Annotated in this window: 13 protein-coding genes; 8 read left to right on the top strand and 5 right to left on the bottom strand. The window is 53.7% G+C overall.

Annotation, left to right across the window (positions count from 1 at the left end; genetic code table 11):
* Positions 1-21: 21 nt before the first annotated feature.
* Positions 22-1,680: a DNA repair protein RecN gene (recN, locus tag TERTU_RS14605; RefSeq protein ID WP_015819816.1), complete on the bottom strand. Its 1,659-nt coding sequence runs from the start codon at positions 1,678-1,680 to the stop codon at positions 22-24.
* 173 nt (positions 1,681-1,853) lie between these two features.
* Between recN and grpE the strand changes: the two genes are divergently transcribed.
* From grpE to TERTU_RS14565, 8 genes are all read left to right on the top strand, one after another.
* On the top strand, positions 1,854-2,438 hold the full coding sequence (grpE, locus tag TERTU_RS14600) for a nucleotide exchange factor GrpE (protein WP_041590261.1): 585 nt from the start codon (positions 1,854-1,856) through the stop codon (positions 2,436-2,438).
* Positions 2,439-2,584: 146 nt separating this feature from the next.
* On the top strand, positions 2,585-4,519 hold the full coding sequence (gene dnaK, locus TERTU_RS14595; protein WP_015817846.1) for a molecular chaperone DnaK: 1,935 nt from the start codon (positions 2,585-2,587) through the stop codon (positions 4,517-4,519).
* Positions 4,520-4,623: 104 nt separating this feature from the next.
* Positions 4,624-5,754, top strand: a complete 1,131-nt coding sequence (gene dnaJ, locus TERTU_RS14590) for a molecular chaperone DnaJ (protein ID WP_015817437.1) — start codon at positions 4,624-4,626, stop codon at positions 5,752-5,754.
* A gap of 43 nt (positions 5,755-5,797) precedes the next feature.
* On the top strand, positions 5,798-6,604 hold the full coding sequence (gene dapB / locus TERTU_RS14585) for a 4-hydroxy-tetrahydrodipicolinate reductase (RefSeq protein WP_015819836.1): 807 nt from the start codon (positions 5,798-5,800) through the stop codon (positions 6,602-6,604).
* 445 nt (positions 6,605-7,049) lie between these two features.
* Positions 7,050-8,273, top strand: coding sequence for a glutamine-hydrolyzing carbamoyl-phosphate synthase small subunit (gene carA / locus TERTU_RS14580; RefSeq protein ID WP_041590260.1), 1,224 nt, complete (start codon positions 7,050-7,052; stop codon positions 8,271-8,273).
* A 33-nt stretch (positions 8,274-8,306) separates the two neighbouring features.
* Entirely contained in the window at positions 8,307-11,528 is a 3,222-nt protein-coding gene (gene carB / locus TERTU_RS14575; RefSeq protein ID WP_015820364.1) for a carbamoyl-phosphate synthase large subunit, read from the top strand.
* A gap of 19 nt (positions 11,529-11,547) precedes the next feature.
* On the top strand, positions 11,548-12,024 hold the full coding sequence (gene greA, locus TERTU_RS14570; RefSeq protein ID WP_015819814.1) for a transcription elongation factor GreA: 477 nt from the start codon (positions 11,548-11,550) through the stop codon (positions 12,022-12,024).
* Between the two features lie 196 nt (positions 12,025-12,220).
* Positions 12,221-13,231 (top strand): Hpt domain-containing protein, encoded by a 1,011-nt coding sequence (locus TERTU_RS14565; RefSeq protein WP_015817084.1) that lies wholly within the window; start codon positions 12,221-12,223, stop codon positions 13,229-13,231.
* Positions 13,232-13,393: 162 nt separating this feature from the next.
* Here TERTU_RS14565 and TERTU_RS14560 read toward each other — a convergent pair whose 3' ends face one another.
* The 4 genes from TERTU_RS14560 to TERTU_RS14545 all read right to left on the bottom strand — a co-directional run bounded on the left by TERTU_RS14560 (position 13,394) and on the right by TERTU_RS14545 (position 18,261).
* Complete coding sequence (locus TERTU_RS14560; RefSeq protein WP_015820669.1) at positions 13,394-14,632, bottom strand: beta-ketoacyl-ACP synthase; 1,239 nt, start codon at positions 14,630-14,632, stop codon at positions 13,394-13,396.
* Complete coding sequence (locus tag TERTU_RS14555) at positions 14,629-15,351, bottom strand: 3-ketoacyl-ACP reductase FabG2 (RefSeq protein ID WP_015817486.1); 723 nt, start codon at positions 15,349-15,351, stop codon at positions 14,629-14,631. The genes TERTU_RS14560 and TERTU_RS14555 overlap by 4 nt, the downstream gene beginning before the upstream one ends.
* Positions 15,352-15,368: 17 nt before the next feature.
* Positions 15,369-15,848: a hotdog family protein gene (locus TERTU_RS14550; protein WP_015817445.1), complete on the bottom strand. Its 480-nt coding sequence runs from the start codon at positions 15,846-15,848 to the stop codon at positions 15,369-15,371.
* A 76-nt stretch (positions 15,849-15,924) separates the two neighbouring features.
* Positions 15,925-18,261 (bottom strand): MMPL family transporter, encoded by a 2,337-nt coding sequence (locus tag TERTU_RS14545; protein ID WP_228378169.1) that lies wholly within the window; start codon positions 18,259-18,261, stop codon positions 15,925-15,927.
* Positions 18,262-18,280 lie beyond the last annotated feature (19 nt).

Here is an 18,280-nt window from a genome sequence, read left to right as displayed (position 1 = left end):
CGTTTGATTGAGGAATTGCCGCTAAGCTGTCGCCAACATCTCTCTTGCGTGTGCGAGAGAGCGCTTGGAATCGGCATTGCCGCCCATCATTCGTGCGACCTCGCAAATTTTCTCTTCCATGGTGAGGGGGCGAACTTGAGAAACTGCGCCAGTTTTCGAGCTGGCCGTTTTACTGACGTGCAGATGGTGATGTCCACGGCTTGCCACCTGCGCCAGATGGGTAACACAGAGTACTTGCCCGTTAGCGCCCAGCTCGCGTAGTAATCGACCCACTTCGTCGCCAGTGGTACCGCCAATACCAACATCGACTTCATCAAATACCAGTGTCGGGGTTGTGGATGTTTGCGCGGTAACGACTTGAATCGCCAGACTCACCCGTGATAATTCGCCACCAGAGGCTACTTTGGCCAGAGGTTTGGCCGGCTGACCGGGGTTGGTGCTGATGAGCATTTCAACCACCTCGTTGCCGTGTGCCGCAGGTGCGCTACCCTGCTGAAGATCCAAGCTGAATTTCGCGTTGGTCATTGCCAATTGTGTGAGTTTGCCGTTAACGGCTTTGGCCAGGCGGGCGGCAGCAAACTGACGTTGCTCGCTAAGTTGGATGGCGAGCTGGTCATAACCTGCGCGGCTCTCTTCAAGCTGATGCTCCAGGTGCTCAAGCTGTTCGTCGCCACTTTGCATACCGGATAGCTCTTCGGCCAGCCGCTGGTGGTGCTCGACCAATTCATCCGGCGCTATACGGTGTTTGCGGGCAATGTCGTATATAGCATTGAGTCGCTCTTCTACCTCTACTAGACGGCTTTCATCCTGCTCCTGGCGATCAATATAACGGTCTAGCTCGCCGCGGGCTTCCTGTAGCTGGATCAAAGCATTGCTGAGCATGGATTCAGCTTCAGATAAAGCGTCTGGCTTTTCTTTGAGCGAAGTGAGCTGGTGCACCGCGTAGTTGAGCTGGTCTTCCAAACCCTGGTCCTGGTTGCAAAGCGACGCCACATTGCTGGCGGCACGGTTGATCGTGTCTGCATTGGCGAGAGTGCGCTGTTCAGTTTCCAGGCGGTCCAATTCACCAGACTCCAGCGCCAATTGATCCAGTTCTTCCACCTGATAGCGAAGTAACTGGAAGCGGGCGTTGAGGTCAGCGCTTTCGGAGCGTAATTCGTTCAGTTTGTAGTGGACGCAGTGCCATTTTTGGTAGGCGTCTTTAACCTGTTTCGCCAGTGTCGATAGACCGCCGAAGGCGTCCAGCAGGCGCCTGTGAGTATTGGTGTTGAGGAGTGATTGATGTTCGTGCTGACTGTGAATATCGATCAGCATATCGCCAAGTGTACGCAGCTGACCCAGGGTGACGGTTTGGCCGTTGATAAACGCACGGGAGCGACCCTCATGAGTAACAATACGTCGCAGAATACAGTCGTCGCCATCCAGCAGAGCATTGTCGTCGAGCCACTTTTTAACATAGGAGAGCTTGGTGATATCGAAACTTGCCTGTATCTCTGCTTTTTTCTTCCCTGCGCGCACTTTGTCGGCGTCGGTGCGATCTCCCAGTGCGAGACCGAGCGCATCCAGCATGATGGACTTGCCGGCGCCGGTTTCACCGGTAATTGCGGTTAGCCCGCATTCCAATTCGAGGTCTAGCTTGTCGACGAGGGTGAAATCCTTAATCAGCAGATGTGTTAGCACATTAACCTCCAAACCCTATTGGCTGGTTGTTTATACAGTAAATTATATTGGCTATTTATACAGTAGTCGCTACTGAATGCAAGGCTTTTTTTATCTCCTTTTGTTGGGGTGGGTTTTTCCCTTGAATGTGGCGTTTGTGGCCCCATATTGCTGACCATCGTTCAGATCATTCAATGGAGAAGCGCGTGTCAAACCAAGACGAACCTCAAAACTCACCGGAAGAATTTGCCGAAGACCAGCAGGCCGATGTGGCATTGGAAGAGGCGAGTTCCGACAGCTCTGAAACAGCGGCGGATGTGGATCTTGTTGCTCGAATTGAAGCGTTGGAAGCTGAGCTTACCGAGGCAAAAGAACAAGCGTTACGTGCCGCTGCAGAAATGCACAATGTTCGCCGTCGCGCCGAGCAGGACGTGGAAAAGGCTCACAAGTTCGGCCTCGAGAAGTTTGTGAGCGACATGCTGCCAGTAGCAGACAATCTGGGGCGTGCACTCGAAGCAGCGGCGGCGGAAGGCGCAGACATGACGGCGGTAACTGAAGGTGTGGATCTCACCTTGAAGTCACTCATGGATTCTCTGAAAAAGCATGGTGTGGAGAGCGTTAACCCGGAAGGCGAGCCTTTTAACCCTGAGTTGCATCAGGCCATGACCGCGGTGGAAAACCCTGATGCCGAACCGAATACGGTTATTAATGTGTATCAGGTGGGTTACACCCTGCACGGTCGCCTGGTTCGCCCGGCGATGGTAGTGGTATCGAAATAAGTGAAGTTGGTTTTATCCCTTGAATAATTGTGGGGAGAACCAATATTGAACAGCAACTGAGCACGGCTACGGGAGTTCGGCTCACTACAGAATTTTGTCGACTGGTAAGCACCGGCGACAGCAAGTAAAAAATTTGGAGACTTTCAATGGGCAAAATTATTGGTATTGACCTGGGAACCACTAACTCCTGTGTAAGCGTGCTGGAGGGTGATAAAGCCAAGGTTATCGAAAATGCGGAGGGCGACCGCACTACGCCATCCATCGTCGCGTTCACCGATGACAACGAAATTCTGGTTGGCCAGAGCGCGAAGCGCCAGGCAGTTACCAACCCGCGCAACACTTTGTTCGCAGTGAAGCGCCTTATCGGTCGCAAATTTACTGACGACGTTGTGCAGAAAGACATCAAAATGGTGCCTTATTCCATCGTAGGTGCGGACAATGGAGACGCATGGGTAGAAGTTAAGGGTGACAAAAAAGCACCACCTCAGATCTCTGCAGAAGTCCTTAAGAAAATGAAGAAAACTGCGGAAGACTACCTGGGCGAGAAGGTGACTGAAGCGGTTATCACTGTGCCTGCGTACTTTAACGACTCTCAGCGCCAGGCGACTAAAGATGCCGGTAAAATCGCGGGCCTCGAGGTTAAACGTATTATCAATGAGCCTACTGCTGCGGCGTTGGCTTACGGTATGGACAAGGCCAAAGGCGATCGCACCATTGCGGTATACGACCTTGGCGGTGGTACTTTCGATATTTCTGTAATCGAAATTGCAGACGTAGATGGCGAGCACCAGTTTGAAGTGCTCAGTACTAATGGTGATACCTTTTTGGGCGGTGAAGACTTCGACCTGCGTTTGATTGAATACTTGGCAGAAGAATTCAAGAAATCCAACGGCATCGATCTCCACAACGACCCGCTTGCTCTGCAGCGTCTGAAGGAAGCCGCTGAGAAAGCGAAAATTGAGCTGAGTTCCAGTCAGCAAACCGAAGTTAACCTGCCGTACATCACTGCAGACGCAACGGGTCCGAAGCATTTGGTCGTTAAGTTGACACGCGCTAAGCTGGAGTCGCTCGTTGAAGAGCTGGTAAACCGTTCACTCGAACCAGTAAAAATGGCGATCAAAGACGCGGATCTTTCTGTGAGCGAGATCGACGACGTTATTCTGGTGGGCGGTCAAACCCGTATGCCACTGGTTCAGCAGAAAGTTGCCGAATTCTTCGGTAAGGAGCCGCGTAAAGATGTGAACCCAGACGAAGCTGTGGCCATGGGCGCTGCGATTCAGGGTGCTGTACTCTCTGGCGACGTGAAAGACGTATTGCTGTTGGACGTAACGCCTTTGACACTGGGTATTGAGACCATGGGCGGCGTGGCTACGCCATTGATCGAGAAAAATACCACCATCCCGACCAAGAAGTCGCAGGTATTCTCGACAGCGGAAGACAACCAGACCGCGGTGACTATCCACGTGGTACAGGGTGAGCGCAAGCAAGCCGCGCAGAACAAGTCTCTGGGGCGTTTTGATCTCGCAGACATTCCTCCAGCGCCGCGTGGTATGCCACAAGTCGAAGTGACTTTCGATATTGATGCCAATGGTATTTTGAACGTTTCAGCCAAGGACAAAGCGACGGGCAAAGAGCAGTCCATCGTCATCAAAGCCTCTTCCGGCCTGAGCGACGATGAAATCGAGAATATGGTAAAAGACGCTGAAGCGAATGCCGAAGCTGACCGTAAGTTCGAAGAGCTGGTCTCTGCACGTAACACCCTGGAAGGTTTGGTGCATGCAACCAAGAAAACGCTTGAAGAAGCGGGTGATAAAGCGACAGCTGAAGAAAAATCTGCCATCGAAGCTGCGATTACTGAAGCGGAAGAAGCGCTTAAATCCGGCGACAAAGATGCGATTGAGGCGGCGACCAAGAAGGTGACCGATGCATCCGGTTCTTTGGCACAAAAACTGTACGCTGAGCAGTCTGCGCAGCAACAGGGCTCAGCTGGTGCTACCGGCGGCGAACAGCCTAAGGCCGATAAAGCTGCAGACGACGGCGTAGTTGACGCTGAGTTCGAAGAAGTGAAAGACGATAAGTAAGTTTGTCGTTTTGTAGCAGACCGGGTGCCAGCCCCCCGGCTTATCAATTAACTTAGCGCGGGCGATTCAGCCCGCGTTTCCCGTAGATTCCGACTCAAATACTTATGGCAAAGCGCGATTATTACGAAGTTCTGGGCGTGGCCCGCGACGTATCCGAGCAAGACCTGAAAAAGGCCTATCGCAAGGTTGCGATGAAATTCCACCCGGACCGTAACCCTGATGATGCGAGTGCCGAGGAAAAGTTCAAGGAAGCAAGCGAAGCTTACGAGGTGCTCTCTGATAAGCAAAAACGCGCGGCATACGACCAATTTGGTCATGCGGGTGTGGAAGGTCAGGGCGGTATGGGTGGTGGAGCCGAAGGTTTCGGCAGCTTCTCAGACATTTTTGGCGACGTATTTGGCGATATCTTCGGTGGGGCTGGCGGCGGTCGCGGTCGCGGCGGGCCCAGCCGCGGTGCTGATTTGCGATATACCCTGGATCTCAGTCTGGAAGACGCGGTGCGCGGCACCTCGGTAAAAATCAAAGTACCGACGCTGGTGAGTTGTACCAACTGTGGCGGCAGCGGTGCCAAGCCTGGCACTACCGCTACAACTTGTAATACCTGTGGTGGCCATGGTCAGGTACGCATGCAGCAGGGCTTCTTTTCTGTGCAACAAACCTGCCCCACGTGTCGCGGACAGGGGAAAACTATTTCTGACCCCTGCAACAAATGCCATGGTCATGGTCGCGTAGAAGAGACCAAGACACTGTCGGTAAAAGTGCCTGCAGGTGTCGATACTGGCGATCGTATTCGCCTGGCAGGAGAAGGCGAAGCGGGCGCAGATGGTGGCCCTTCTGGCGATCTCTATGTGCAAGTGCATGTAAAAGACCACGAGTTTTTTCAGCGTGAAGGCCGCAACCTCTACTGCGAGGTACCTATCAGTATTTTTGACGCCTGTTTGGGCGGAGATCTGGAAGTGCCGACGCTCGATGGTCGGGTCAAGCTGAAAGTGCCTGCAGAAACCCAAACGGGCAAACTGTTCCGTTTGCGTGGCAAGGGCGTAACCCCCATTCGCGGTGGCGCGGCCGGTGATCTACTCTGCCGTGTTATCGTGGAAACACCGGTTAACTTGAGCAATAAGCAGAAAGAGTTACTCGAGCAGCTAAAAGATACGTTCAAGGGCACTCAGCATTCCCCCAAACAACAAAGCTGGTTTGAAGGGATGAAAAACTTCTTCGGCGATATGAAAATGTAGGCTGTTTTCAGGCCGCGTAATTGTTTGCAAGCGAATACCAACCATGACTACCCGAATAGCAGTAACCGGCGCCGGTGGGCGCATGGGAAAAATCTTAATCGAAGCCGTTTCACTGGCTGGAGGCGCACAGCTGACGGCCGCAATTGAGCGGCCAACCAGTTCGTTGCTTGGTGCGGACGCAGGTGAGCTGGCCGGCATCGGCAAGCTCGGTGTCCCGGTAGTCGGCGATCTGGCTGAGGTTGTTGATGGCTTCGATGTATTGATCGATTTTACCGCGCCAGTAGCAACGCTCGCTAATGCAAAGGTGTGCGCCGCGGCAGGCAAAGGGATGGTGGTTGGAACGACCGGGTTCTCAGGCGCCGAAAAGGCCGAATTCGACGAAACCGTCACATCAATACCTGTCTGTATGGCATCCAATTTCAGCACCGGTGTTAACTTGTGTTTCAAATTGCTTGATATGGCGGCGAGTGTTTTGGGCGACGACGTAGATATCGAAATCTGTGAAGCTCACCACCGCCACAAAGTCGACGCGCCTTCGGGTACCGCGTTGAGCATGGGGGAAGTGGTTGCCAATGCCGTGGGACGCAATTTAAAAGACGTTGCAGTATACGGGCGTGAAGGCCAAACCGGTGCTCGCGAGCGTAATACCATCGGTTTTGCCACGGTACGCGGTGGCGATGTAGTGGGCGACCACACGGTTTCTTTTTTGGCCGATGGTGAACGTGTCGAAATTTCCCACAAAGCCTCCAGCCGCATGTCGTTCGGGCGCGGGGCCGTGAGAGCGGCGACATGGCTGCTTGGTAAACCTGCGTCTCGCTATGATATGCAGGATGTACTTGGGTTGCGTTAAGCTAACCCACATCTTCGCGCGGCAAGCTGGCCGCGCCTGCCTTTCCTGATTTTTGTCGAAATCCCCTCTTTTTGTGCTGCAGCTAAGGTGCCTGTGGTCGTGCTGTAAAAATGTTTTGTGAATAACTGCAGCTGATTTATTGCCTCTACGGAATTAATCCGAATGATCTGGAACTAATAATGCAGGAATTTTTTCCTGGGTTATTGGACAGCTAGAGAGCCTTTGGAGTAGAATCCGCGCTCAGACATGGCGTGAGACGCCAACCCCACCAAAGTGGGTTCATGATTCTTAAAAGCGAGGTCCGGTGCAGCCTCGCTTTTTTGCAAATGGCCGTTCAATTCTTGATGAAATCAGGACTACATTTTAAGAGACATGTTCAACCGACCGTTGATCATGCTCTTTCGTTCGGCCTGCAGAAACTAATCTGAGTGTCCGCTGATCGCGGATGTCAGCCAGTAAAAATGTGGAGGAGATACTCTTGTCATCAGAGCAAAAAGAAGAGCTAGGTTTGTTGGCGCAATTAACCGGAGCGGGTAAGGTCCCCGCGATCCTGGTGTTGGAGGATGGCAGTGTATTTCGCGGAGTATCGATAGGTGCGACAGGAAAGTCTGTTGGCGAGGTCGTGTTTAACACCTCGATAACGGGGTATCAGGAAATTCTGACCGACCCATCCTACGCCCGCCAAATTGTCACTCTCACCTATCCGCATATTGGTAACACCGGCACTAATTCTGAAGACGAAGAGTGCAAAACAATCTGGGCGACAGGCCTGGTTATCCGCGATTTGCCCCTCCTTGCAAGTAATTTCCGCAATTCACAGTCTCTCGATCAGTACCTCTCCAGTAAAAATATTCTCGGTATTGCCGATATTGATACTCGCCGCCTGACCCGCTTGTTACGCGACAAGGGTGCATTGGCCGGTTGTATCATGGCTGGCGACGTTGATGAAGCAGAAGCGCTTGAGACCGCGCGGGGTTTTGCTGGCTTACAGGGAATGGATCTCGCAAAAGAAGTGAGTACTAAAGACACTTATCAGTGGCGTGACGGCAGCTGGAAACTCGGTTCCGGTTATGCGCCGCTGGCCGAGAAGCGTTTTAATGTGGTCGCTTACGACTACGGCGCCAAAAGCAATATTTTGCGCATGTTAGTGGATCGCGGTTGCGACTTGACCGTAGTACCCGCGCAAACCCCGGCAGCAGATGTGCTGGCGATGAATCCAGATGGTGTATTTCTGTCTAATGGCCCGGGAGACCCCGAGCCGTGTGATTACGCCATCGACGCCATTAAAGTATTGCTCAATGAAAACATGCCTATCTTCGGTATCTGCCTGGGGCATCAGCTGTTGGCTCTGGCCAGCGGTGCGAAGACCATCAAAATGAAATTCGGCCACCACGGTGGCAACCATCCGGTACAAAATGTCAAAACTGGTGAGGTCATGATTACCAGTCAGAACCACGGTTTTGCCGCGGATGAGTCCACCTTGCCTGACTGCCTCGAGGCGACCCATAAGTCTCTGTTCGACGGCTCACTGCAAGGCATCCACCGTACCGACAAGCCCGCATTCAGCTTCCAGGGGCACCCTGAAGCCAGCCCCGGCCCGCACGATGCCGCCGAGCTTTTCGATCACTTTATTGAACTGATGCAGCAACGAGCTGCGTCGAACGTCTGATAGTCGGCCGTCCGACGCCAGTTTGGAGAAAACATGCCAAAACGTACAGATATAAACAGTATTCTTATTATCGGCGCTGGTCCTATTGTGATTGGCCAGGCCTGTGAGTTCGACTATTCAGGAGCCCAGGCGTGTAAAGCGCTGCGCGAAGAGGGTTACCGAGTCATTCTGGTGAATTCCAACCCCGCCACCATCATGACTGATCCGGCTATGGCGGATGCCACCTATATTGAGCCGATCACCTGGCAAACCGTTGCGAAAATTATTGAAAAAGAACGCCCTGATGCAATATTGCCCACAATGGGCGGCCAGACAGCACTGAACTGTGCTCTCGAGCTGCATGCTAATGGGGTTCTTGAGAAGTTTAATGTGGAGCTGATTGGCGCCACCCAGGATGCAATCGATAAAGCCGAAGACCGGGATCGCTTCGACAAGGCGATGAAGAATATCGGCCTTGAATGTGCGCGGGCGAAAATCGTCCACACCATGGAAGAAGCCAATGAGGTACCAAAAGAGTTTGGTTTCCCCGTCATTATCCGCCCGTCATTCACCATGGGCGGCTCCGGTGGCGGTATTGCCTATAACTGGGAAGAATTCGAAGAAATCTGTTTGCGCGGCCTCGACCTCTCGCCGACCAATGAGCTGTTGATTGATGAATCGCTGCTGGGTTGGAAAGAATATGAAATGGAAGTGGTGCGGGACAAAAACGACAACTGCATCATTATTTGTTCCATTGAAAACTTCGACCCAATGGGCGTTCACACGGGTGACTCCATTACGGTCGCGCCGGCACAAACACTGACCGACAAAGAATATCAATTGATGCGCAACGCCTCGGTTGCGGTGTTACGCGAGATCGGTGTCGAGACAGGCGGTTCCAATGTGCAGTTTGCGGTAAACCCGGAAAACGGGCGCCTGGTGGTAATTGAGATGAACCCGCGGGTATCGCGCTCCTCTGCGCTGGCTTCCAAAGCGACCGGCTTCCCCATCGCCAAGGTGGCGGCAAAACTAGCCGTAGGTTACACCCTGGATGAACTGCAAAACGAAATTACCGGCGGTGCAACACCTGCGTCGTTCGAGCCCAGCATCGATTACGTGGTAACCAAGGTGCCGCGTTTTACCTTCGAGAAATTTGGCGATGCGGACGCGCGTTTGACCACCCAGATGAAGTCTGTTGGTGAAGTTATGGCGATTGGCCGCAGCTTTCAGGAATCCCTGCAAAAAGCTCTGCGCGGCCTGGAGGTTGGTTCTGCCGGGTTTGAACCCCGCCTTGATCTGACCAGCGACGACGCTATCGACCGTATTCGTCACGACCTGGCCACGCCGGGCGCTGAGCGTATCTGGTATATCGGAGATGCGTTCCGTGCGGGCATGTCTGTAGACGAGGTTTATCAGAAATCCAAAATCGACACCTGGTTCCTGGCCCAGATTAAAGATCTTATTGATACCGAAGCCGCACTGGCGGAAACACCGCTGTCAGATATCGACGAAAACATTATGTTTCGTCTGAAGCGCAAAGGTTTCTCCGATAAGCGCCTGGCAGAATTGCTGGCTGTTTCCGAGAAGACCGTACGTGACCATCGCCATCGGTTGGGTGTGCACCCGGCCTATAAGCGAGTGGATACCTGCGCGGCGGAGTTCTCGACTTCAACGGCCTATATGTATTCCACCTACGAGGAGGAATGCGAGTCTGACCCCAGTGATCGTGAAAAAATCATGGTGCTTGGCGGCGGGCCGAACCGTATTGGCCAGGGGATTGAATTCGATTATTGTTGCGTGCACGCGGCGTTGGCGGCACGTGAAGACGGTTACGAGACTATCATGGTGAACTGCAATCCGGAGACGGTATCAACCGACTACGATACCTCCGACCGCCTGTATTTCGAGCCGGTCACGCTGGAAGATGTGCTGGAAATTGTGCACAAAGAGAAGCCCAAAGGTGTGATCGTGCAGTTTGGTGGGCAAACCCCGCTCAAGCTTGCAAACGCATTGGCAGCGGAAGGTGTGCCGATTATTGGCACCAGCCCGGAAGCTATCGACCGGGCTGAAGACCGCGAGCGTTTTCAGCAGATGATTCATCGTCTCGGCTTACTACAACCGCCCAATGCGATTGTGCGCTCCACCGAAGAAGCGTTGAGTGTGGCGAAAGAAGTGGGTTACCCCCTGGTAGTGCGCCCGTCCTACGTGCTGGGTGGCCGTGCGATGGAGATCGTGTACACCAAGTCCGAATTGGCTAATTATATGCGTGAAGCGGTACAGGCTTCGGAAGACGCGCCAGTGTTGTTGGATCACTTTCTGAACAATGCTATCGAAGTGGATATAGACGCGGTATCCGACGGTAAGGATGTCGTCATAGGTGCGATCATGCAGCACATTGAACAGTGTGGTGTTCACTCTGGTGACTCCGCCTGCTCGCTGCCACCCTATTCTCTGCCAGAAGATGTGCAAAACGAGATGCGCGAACAAGTGCGCAAGATGGCGGTCGAACTGGGCGTGATCGGCTTGATGAATGTGCAGTTGGCGTACCAGGATGGCAAGATCTATGTGATCGAAGTGAATCCTCGTGGTTCGCGTACGGTTCCTTTTGTATCCAAGTGTATTGGTGTATCGTTAGCCAAGGTTGCGGCGCGCTGTCAGGCGGGAATGTCACTGGAGGAGCAGGGTTTCACCCAGGAAATCATCCCCGATTATTTCAGCGTAAAAGAGGCGGTGTTCCCGTTCAACAAATTCCCCGCTGTCGACCCCATTCTGGGGCCAGAGATGAAGTCCACTGGAGAGGTGATGGGCGTTGGTGAAACCTTCGCTGAAGCTTTCTTTAAGGCGCAGTTGGGAAGTGGTTCGGCGTTGCCGACATCTGGCAAGGCGTTTATCAGTGTGCGTGATTTCGATAAACCCGGCAGTGTTGTTGTCGCAAAAGAACTGGCCGATATGGGCTTCCATCTGGTCGCCACTCACGGTACCGCGCAAGTCTTCGAAGAAGCGGGTTTAACTGTAGAACGTGTCAACAAAGTCGGGGAAGGTCGTCCGCACATTGTTGATATGATCAAAAACCGCGAAATTCACTTGGTAATCAACACCACTGAAGGCAAAAAAGCCATCAAAGACTCTGCGTCGATACGCAGGAGTGCAGAAATGAACCACGTGTATTACACCACTACGCTAACGGCAGCGGACGCGTTATGTGTCGCAATTCGCTTTGGTAAAGAGCAGGAAGTCCGCCGTTTGCAGGATCTGCACAAGCGTATCGCCAAATAGAACACAATAAGAGAATCCTATGCAGAAATACCCTATGACAGTCGAGGGCGAGAAAGCTCTGCGCGAAGAGCTGGATCACCTCAAAAAAGTGCAACGCCCGAAAATTACGGCGGCCATTGCTGAGGCCCGTGAGCACGGTGACCTTAAAGAAAACGCTGAGTACCATGCTGCGCGCGAGCAGCAGGGTTTTTGCGAAGGCCGGATACAGGATATCGAAGCCAAGCTATCTAATGCTCAGGTTATTGATATCAGTAAAATGCCCGTGGGTGAGAAGGTGATTTTCGGTGTGACTGTGCGTTTGATTAATGTCGAAACGGACGAAGAGATCAGCTACAAAATTGTGGGTGAGGATGAAGCCAACCTGAAGCTGAATAAAATCTCTGTGACATCACCCATTGCCCGCGCACTCGTGGGTAAGGAAGTTGGCGATGTCGCACTGGTGAAAGCGCCCGGCGGTGATATTGAGTATGAGATAGACGCCGTCAGCCATATTTAGTCGATTGCATTGATGCAAAAAAGCGGGCCGTGAGCCCGCTTTTTTTGTGCCTGATTTTCTGCGCGGTGCCTCGTAGCTCAGATCACATTGCGCTGGTGACCTCATTCACAGAAACAACATTAGGCGCCAATGATGCTTAGGGTGCCGTCGGCTCTGTGTAATACTCGCGCAAATTGCGCTAACTGGAGCTAAAGCGATGAAAATTGACCCGAAAACACTGGCTTTTTTGCTGGAAAGCATGCGTGAAAGTGTTCGGGACATTAAGCGATTGTGTCGTCCGGGGTTTGGCTCCAGTGAGTTACTGCAAATGGCGAGGATCGCCCATAAGTTGAAAGGTGAGGCGACGGTGGTGGGGCTGGCGAATCTGTCACTCTTGGTGTCTCAGTTTGAAGATTATCTGCAGTGCCTGCGCGATCGGGTAGCGGTGAGCCCTTCCCATCGCACGACGATCGAGCGTTATCTTATGCGTATCAACGCTGCGGCGAACCGGATTCAAAAATATGTGGCTCCGGCAAGCGAGGTCATGCCGCTAGCTAAACCATCTCCGGTGTCTAAACCTGAGGTTTCCACGTCGGGTTTTGCCGCGACTTTGCAGGTTCTCGCCGCTAACATGGGTCGCTCCGACAACAAATCTGTCGCTTTGAACCTGGAGAAATTTAATGCTCAGGGCATTCCACGCCCACTGCTGGTCAAAATTCAGGATATGGTGATGCAGCTGGTGCGCAATGCAATTGCGCATGGAATTGAGCAACCGGCGGAGCGCATGGCGAACGGAAAACCGGAGCAGGGGCGTGTAGCTGTAGTGGTGCGCAGGGAAGCCGATGCGGTATTGGTCGCGGTTCAGGACAATGGCAAGGGTATCGATCTCGAGAAAATTCGTCGCAGGCTGATATTTAAGTACGGGGTTGCCGTCCGCAAAGCCGCCGACCTCACCCGCGAACAGCTGATAAACGCCCTGTATTTGCCCGGGTTCAGTACCCTAACCAAGATGCAGAATCACGCGGGGCGTGGGGTAGGGCTTGATCTGGTGAAGTCTTATGTGCGCGAATTGGGTGGGCGCATTGATGTGGAATTTGAAGCCGGACAGTACACGCGGTTTGTGCTTCGTCTGCCGCTCGCTAACGCACCGACGGGAAAAGTTATTCGCTTGCCAAAGGGCCGCCAGCGACCCGCGCGAGAGCAGCCGGCTCAGTCGCGCCACGGATAAAAAAAGGCCCTTACGGGCCTAATCTCGGTTCACTGCCGTTTGCGGAAAAACTGACCGCTGCTTCCAGTGTCGCGCTCTACATGGTTAGTCTATGAGGCAAATGGTCAAGAAAAATGGAAGGATTGAGGATGACCGGCACTTAGCGGGTGCCGGTTGCCGTGATCAAGATTCGCTGTGGCGTCGAAAGATCAGCGAGGTGTTGATTCCGCCGAATGCAAAATTATTGTTCATGACAAATTCGCACTCTAACGCCCGCCCTTCGTTCATGATGTAGTCCAGCTCACCACACTCCGGGTCTGGCGTTTTCAGGTTGAGCGTCGGCAAGTAGAGATTTTCGCGCATCATCTGAATAGTCGCCCAGGCTTCCACCGCGCCACAAGCGCCCAGGGTATGGCCCAGATGACCTTTTAAGGTACTGATTGGCAGCCGATTGCCAAACAGTGACGCAGTCGCGCGTGATTCGGCAAGGTCGCCCCGATCTGTCGCGGTGCCGTGGGCATTCACGTAACCAATATCTGCTGGGCGGAGGCCAGCATCCTGCAGCGCCAGTTCCATTGCGATTTGCATGGTTTCGGCATTGGGTTGAGTGATGTGGCCTCCGTCAGTGTTTTGGCCATAGCCCAGCACTTCTGCGTAGATGGTCGCGCCGCGAGCTATCGCGTGGTCGCGCTCTTCCAGTATCAAGGTGCCAGCACCTTCACCTATCACTAAGCCATCGCGATCCTGATCAAACGGGCGCGGGGTGAGTTCTGGCGTATCGTTCGCTGTGCTGGTCGCGTAAAGGGTATCGAATACGGCGGCCTCGGTAGGACATAATTCCTCACCACCGCCGGCCACCATTGCAATTTGACGACCTGCTTTAATGGTCTCAAATGCCTGTCCGATCGCCTGACTTCCAGACGTACAGGCGCTGGATGTGGTGTAGAGTCGTCCCCGCAAGCCGAAAAATACACCGATATTGACTGGAGAAGTATGGCTCATCATCCGGATATAGGTGGTAGCAGTAACGCTCGTCATATTGCCTTCGATGATCATCCCGGCAAAGTCCCGCACTGCGTCTGTGCTACCCGTGGAAGAGCCGTAGGCGACCCCCACTTGACCCGATTTTAAAATGGGGTCTCCCAGCAGACCGGCATCGGCCAACGCAGTCTCCGCTGAGCTGGTGGCCATAAGCGACACTCGTCCCATACCGCGGGTTTTTTTGCGCGAGAAGTGGCTGGGTGTCTGGAAGTCGGTAACAGGCCCGCCCAGACGGGTGTTGAGATCGCCGTACCGCTCCCACTCCGCCATGCGTTTGATACCGGATTTACCGGCCAGCGCGTTGGCTCTGAATGTCTCCCAATCACTACCAAGAGAGGTAATGGTAGACATTCCCGTAATTACTACCCGTTTGCAGCTCAAAACATACCACCATTGATTGAGATAACTTGGCGCGTGATGTACGCGGCTTTATCAGAGACCAGAAACGCCACAAGATCGGCGACTTCCTGCGGCTCGCCCGCACGGCGCAGGGGGACCATTTGCATGGCCTCATCGCGCAGTTCTGCCGTCATTTCTGTGGCAATGATCCCAGGGGCTACACAGTTTACAGTTACTTTACGTTTTGCCAGCTCTACAGCTAAAGCCTTGGTCGCCCCCATGATGCCTGCTTTGGCAGCGCTGTAATTTACTTGGCCACGGTTTCCCATGACGCCGGAAACCGATGCCAGGGTGACGATGCGTCCGCCCTGTTTCATACGGAGCATCGGCATGGTGATGGGGTGAAGCACGTTGTAGAAGGCATCCAGATTGGTGTGGATCACGGCGTCCCAGTCGTCGCCACTCATGGCGGGGAACGCGTTGTCGCGCGCGATACCGGCGTTACAGACAACCCCATAGTAGGCCCCATGAGCTTGTGTATCGGCCAGGAGAGCATCGGCCGTTGCTGCGCGGTCGCCCACATCAAACTGCAGTAAACGGGCGTTGCCGCCATTGCTGCAGATCTCATCAATGACTTGCTGTGCTTCATCCGCACGGCTGCGGCAATGCACGACCACGGTGTAACCCGCTTTACCTAAAGTGACGGCTATAGCTCGGCCGATGCCCCGGCTGGAGCCGGTTACCAGAATGGATTGGGTCACGTTGGAGTTCCGTTTCGTTAAATGAAGTCAGTGGGATTTTTGGGCTGCACGCCTTTAAGCTGTGCATTGCCAAGGTTCTGGCCGCGACGGTTGCGCAGCTCGCATTGAAATAGCGAAATGTCATTATCGCTTTCCAGAACCGGTTTTACTTTGATACGGAGCGCCTCGCCGTGTTTGAAACAGGGTACGTTCACGTCGAAGTTTCGGGTGCCCAAAAGGAAGCCGACGTTGGGTACGCGGCCACTTTGCCTGCGCTTCAGCCCGGCGTAGGCGGCGACAGTTTGGGCCATGTATTCAAGTGCCACCCAGGCAGGAGTATCGCCGTTTGTCTGGCTGAACACAGTGGGGTGGCGATGATCAACTTCTGCTTCCAGCCATGTCTCCGCTGTCGCCACAATACGAGATAGCAGCACCATGGGTTCCGCATGGGGCAGCAACCATGCCGGCGTGGGCATGGGTTCGGTCGTCTCTAACAGGGCGTTTGGCGTGATAATCATCGTAAATTGTGCAGGGACAAAAACAGGGCGCGATTGTACACGGAAATTTCCCCGTGAATAACCCGTCGGCGATGGATTACCCGTTTGATTTATGAACAGACTGGCTGTTATTTGTTGTTGCGCAAGATGATATGAGGAAATGTAGAAAAATCACCGCCGCGTTGATCGCAATGCCGAGGCTGAGGGTGATACCAAAGTCGCCAATCATTGGCGTTTGGCTGAGGCCGAGCAAACCGAAGGACAGCAGACTGGTGAGCGCAGACAGCACAATTGCCGCTAAGGTGGAGGCGTCCGGGTTATTCCTGGACGCCTGAAGAAAAACGGCATAGTCGATACCCAGGCCCAGGACAAGATACAGAGCAAAAATATGGAAGGCGTTGATAGCGCCGAAAGCACTGATAATAGCGACTGTCGCAAGGCTGCTACCCAGCGGTATCGCAATGAGTTGCAACGCGACCAGTGACCGGTAGTTAATTACGAACATCGCAAGAATCATCAGGTAGGCGACAAGTAGCAGCGATTGCGCTTTGTGACGAATGGTTGCGAGTATGTGAGTCAGGTCGGCAGCGCGATCCGCAAACACCACCATCGGATCATTCAATTTCTTAATTGCCGCTTGCAGCCTGCGGCTATCTGGGCTCTTCAACTCAATGACCGTGGCAACCTCGTCCCCGGACTCCACCCACAGGTTTTGGGTAAGCGCCGAAGACCCCGCGAGCGAAGACGGCGTAAGCAGCCTGAATTCACCGGCTTTCGCCACCGATGCCACAGGATAGCCCAGGGAAATCAGCGTGTCATACACTGCGCCTCCGGGCTGGTAAAGCCTGTCGTTGCGGGCAAATGCAGAACGCTGCTCCTGCGCCAGCGGCAGCAACGTGTGAATACTGCGATAACCCGCAATCAACCCATCGGCGCGCCACTGCTCTAACAGCGTCTGCAGTGCTGCGAGTTTTTGCATCACTGCCTCTTCTGAGCGCCCGCTGACAAGAATTGCGCGGCTCGGGTCGAATTCTTGAATCACACTCGCGGCTTGCTTGAGGTCGTTGATGAGCTTGGGCGATGCGTGGTACATCAGGCGCGGGTTGTCGGATGTGGAGTAAAGTAGGGCAGAAGCTGCTGCCACCGCGATCAAGCCTGCGAACAGTGCCGAGTTAATCAGCGGCTTTTTCCTGGCACCCTTGCCAATAACTGCGCTGAGAGAATGCGTCAGCCAGGGAAGCAAAAGCGCGGGCTTATTGGCGCTGGGCAGCGAGCAGGCGATGGTTCCGAGAAACAGCCAGGCGGCGCTCAAACCCAGGCAGGAAAAAACGGCGATTTGCTGCAGGCTGCTGAGGCCGGAGAAACTAAGGCACAAATAACCGAGCACGCTGCTGGCGAGACTCAGCAACAGCGGGGAGAAAATAGCGGAGAACACTTGTTTGCCATTTTCTTCGGGTGTCTGATAGTAGCGGGCGAACAAATGGAGTGAGAAGTCTACGCACACGCCAATTAACGATGCGCCGAAAACCAGCACAATAAAGTGCAGCTGGGTAAACAACCAGTTGCACAGGGTAAATGCGGTAGCAAAGCCGAATGTGATGCTGCCAATGGAGACAAGCAACGCCTGTGGTCTTCCGAACATAGTGAGGAAGAGAATCAAGATACCCAGGGTAGAGCCAGTTGCTATAACCGATAAGTCGCTTTTCATGCTGGCTGCAGCAAATTGCGCGTGAAACACCGGGCCTAGTCGCCACAGCTGAGCCTCAGGAAGCAGCGGAGCAAGCGCAGACTCCAGTTGATCAACTGCGTCGACCAGCTTTGCCTGGGTTGCGAGATCAAGCCCGCTGCCCTGGATTTGGTAACTCAGCAAAAGACTCGGCGGAGTGTTGTCGTTGATTATCGCAATACGGTTGGCAAATACGTCTGCCTGGGGTTGCGGTAGAAACTCATTTAGGCGCGCCTGCAGAATACCTTGGGGGTCGTTCCGCAAGCTTAGACCCGGTACACCTTCAAATCCGGCACCGTAGGCTTTCGACACAATCGCGGCGGCGACGTCTTCAGCGCTGCGCCCAGCCTGCGTATCCGTAAAATTGAAGCGATGCTGAATCAATTTGTCGACGAGCGGCGAGAGGCTATCGCTGTGATCTACAGCGACAAACAGTGCGTCATGTGTGGTTTCGAACGCGTCTATGGCTGCTTCTATCGCATCCTCGCGGTTGTAGGCAGCGTCATCGAGCGGAGTATTGATGACCAATGCAAACTGGTTTTCAAACTGGCGGGCGCTTTCGGTGTTCCAGCGGGTGACCACGCTATCAGTGGTATTGGTGTCTATCATGTGCGCCATATCGGCACTGATACGCCATTTGTGATGAACAGTGTTGTCTACTACAGCGGCACCAATCAGCAGACTCAGGAGTGCAAAAGTAACACGCACAGCCACAGCGTAGAGGCGA

Origin of the sequence: Teredinibacter turnerae T7901 (assembly GCF_000023025.1) — a bacterium.
Taxonomy (GTDB): Bacteria; Pseudomonadota; Gammaproteobacteria; order Pseudomonadales; family Cellvibrionaceae; genus Teredinibacter; species Teredinibacter turnerae_B.
Note: the sequence above shows the minus strand (reverse complement) of the source record. Positions and strands in the feature narration are given on the sequence as shown.